The 3063-nt window shown below is 62.4% G+C and carries 3 protein-coding genes; all 3 read left to right on the plus strand.

Annotated features, from left to right (window positions below):
• Positions 1-489: potassium-transporting ATPase subunit KdpA (locus tag VK804_RS28900; RefSeq protein ID WP_325376596.1), on the plus strand; the 489-nt coding region annotated here is incomplete at its 5' end.
• Between the two features lie 10 nt (positions 490-499).
• A complete protein-coding gene (gene kdpB, locus VK804_RS28905) occupies positions 500-2569 on the plus strand; it encodes a potassium-transporting ATPase subunit KdpB (protein WP_325376599.1) in 2070 nt (689 codons plus the stop codon).
• Between the two features lie 10 nt (positions 2570-2579).
• Positions 2580-3063 (plus strand): potassium-transporting ATPase subunit KdpC (kdpC, locus tag VK804_RS28910; RefSeq protein ID WP_325376598.1); only part of this gene is annotated, 484 nt, incomplete at its 3' end.

The raw sequence follows: 3063 nt of genomic DNA on the forward strand, positions 1-3063 counted from the left end.
ACCCCCGAGTACCTCGGCAAGAAGATCGAGGCATTCGAGATGAAGATGGCCTCGGTCTTTATTCTGACCACTCCGTTTGCGGTTCTGATCGGTACGGCGGTTGCCGTGATGACGGCCGCCGGCAAAGCCGGCGTGGGCAATCCCGGCGCACACGGCTTCAGTGAAATTCTGTATGCCTTCACCTCCGCCGCCAACAACAACGGCAGCGCTTTCGGCGGACTGACCGCGAGCACGGTTTTCTATAACGTCGCGACGGCCCTTTGCATGTTCATCGGCCGTTTCTGGCCCATCGTGGCCGCGCTCGCCATTGCGGGATCGCTCGCGGCCAAGAAGCGCGTCCCGATCACAGACGGCACGATGCCGACGCATGGGCCTTTGTTCGTGACCCTGCTGCTTGGTTCGATTCTGTTGATCGGTGTCCTAACCTATGTTCCGGCGCTGGCGCTGGGACCGGTGGTCGAGCACTTCCTGCTCGCCGCCGCCAAGTAACGAGTTCCCTATGTCTCGCCAATCGCTCTCGCTGTTTGACCGCAAGCTCATGGGCCCCGCGCTGCTCGAGTCCCTCAAAAAGCTCGATCCGCGCATTCAATGGCGCAACCCGGTGATGTTCGTGGTCTATCTCGGCACGGTCGTGACGGCCATTCTCTACGGCCAGGCGCTGGCCGGACGCGGCGAGGCGCCGGCGGGGTTCATTTTGGCCATTACCATTTGGCTGCTGTTCACCGTCATTTTCGCCAACTTCGCCGAAGCGCTCGCCGAGGGCCGCAGCCGCGCACAGGCATCCGCGCTTCGCAACATGCGACAAACCGTCATGGCCAAGCGCGTGGTCCAGAATAGCCCCGGCGCGAAGCAGACGACTTCGGTCAAGGCAGAGGATTTAAGAAAGGGCGACGTCGTGCTGGTCGAGACCCATGACACCATTCCGGCCGACGGTGAGGTCATCGAAGGTGTTGCCTCGGTCGACGAGAGCGCCATCACGGGCGAGTCGGCGCCGGTCATTCGCGAATCAGGCGGCGATTTCGCCTCCGTCACCGGCGGCACACGCGTGCTGTCGGATTGGCTGGTGGTGCGGGTGACGGTCAACCCCGGGGAAACCTTTCTTGACCGGATGATCTCGATGGTCGAGGCCGCGAAGCGGCAGAAAACGCCCAATGAAATTGCACTGACGATTTTGCTGGTGGCATTGACGCTGGTGTTTCTCATCGTCATCGTCACGCTGCTGCCGTTCTCGTTGTTCGCGGTTGACGTCAGTAAAGTCGGCAGCCCAATCACCATCACCGCGCTCGTGGCGCTGCTGGTGTGCCTCATTCCCACGACGATCGGCGGCCTGCTGTCGGCGATCGGTGTCGCCGGCATGAGCCGCATGATGCAGGCCAACGTGATCGCCACGTCCGGCCGCGCCGTGGAAGCCGCGGGAGATGTCGACGTGCTGCTGCTCGACAAGACCGGCACGATCACGCTCGGCAATCGACAGGCAACGGTGTTTTTACCCGCACCCGGTGTGACAGAGCAGGAATTGGCAGACACCGCGCAACTGGCCTCGCTCGCCGACGAGACTCCGGAAGGACGCAGCATCGTGGTTCTCGCCAAACAGCGTTTCAACCTGCGCGAGCGAGATCTGAGTGCGCTCGGCGCGAGCTTCGTGCCGTTTTCGGCGCACACCCGAATGAGCGGCGTCGACATCGGCGAGCGCAAGATCCGCAAGGGCGCTCCGAACACCATCTTTGCGTACATCGAAGCACTCGGCAAGAAAACTCCCGCTGCGGTCGAAGAGGCGGTGCAGCGCGTCGCGCGGCAAGGCAGTACTCCGCTGGTGGTCGCCGATGGCGGCCGTGTGCTCGGGGTCATCGAGCTGAAGGATATCGTCAAGGGCGGCATCAAAGAGCGCTTCGCGGACCTGCGGCATATGGGCATCAAGACCATCATGATCACCGGCGACAACCGCCTCACGGCAGCCGCGATCGCCGCCGAGTCGGGCGTCGACGATTTTCTCGCCGAAGCCACGCCGGAGGCAAAACTCAAACTGATCCGCGAGCATCAATCCCAAGGACGCCTCGTGGCGATGACGGGTGACGGCACGAACGACGCGCCTGCGCTCGCGCAGTCGGATGTTGCGGTGGCGATGAATACCGGCACGCAGGCCGCCAAGGAAGCCGGCAACATGGTCGACCTCGACTCGAACCCCACCAAGCTCATTGAGATCGTCGAGACCGGCAAGCAAATGCTGATGACCCGCGGCGCCTTGACGACATTCTCGATTGCCAATGACGTCGCCAAGTACTTCGCCATCATTCCGGCCGCCTTCGCCATGACGTACCCCGAATTGGGCGCGCTCAATATCATGCATCTCGCGACGCCCAACTCCGCGATTCTGTCGGCGGTAATTTTCAATGCCTTGATCATCGTTGCGCTCATTCCGCTCGCGATCAAAGGTGTGAAGTACCGGCCGCTCGGCGCCGGTCCGCTACTGCGGCGCAATCTGCTCGTCTATGGGCTGGGCGGCATCATCATTCCGTTTCCCGGAATCAAACTCATCGACATGATCTTGGTAGCGGGCGGCTGGGCTTGAGGAGAGAGACATGTTCATGAGACTCATTCGCCCCGCCGTCAGCCTGCTCGTGCTGATGACCCTGCTGGTCGGAATTGTGTATCCGTTGGTCATCGCGGGCGCGGCGAAGACGGCATTCCCGCAGCAAGCCGCAGGCAGTTTGATCTATCAGGACGGCAAGCTCATCGGATCGACGTTGATCGGCCAGAGCTTTTCCGATCCGAAGTATTTCTGGGGGCGTCCATCCGCCACGACCCCTCAGCCTTACAACGGCTTGGCCTCGAGCGGCTCGAATTTGGGGCCGCTCAATCCCGCGCTGATCGACGCGGTGAAAGCCAACGCCAAGGCGCTGCACGATGCCGACCCCGACAACCAACAGCCGGTTCCGGTCGAGCTCGTGACCGCATCCGCGAGCGGCCTCGATCCTGAGGTGAGTCCGGCGGCGGCGGAGTACCAAGCGGCGCGCGTCGCCCGCACCCGGCACCTTGAACTCGCACAGGTTGAGATGCTGATCA

It is taken from the genome of Bradyrhizobium sp. (assembly GCF_035484855.1).
In the GTDB taxonomy this organism is placed as follows: Bacteria; Pseudomonadota; Alphaproteobacteria; order Rhizobiales; family Xanthobacteraceae; genus Bradyrhizobium.

Bases quoted from the DNA above. Each gene is read 5' to 3' on its own strand.
- kdpB (WP_325376599.1), top strand. From the start codon at position 500: ATGTCTCGCCAATCGCTCTCGCTGTTTGACCGCAAGCTCATGGGCCCC.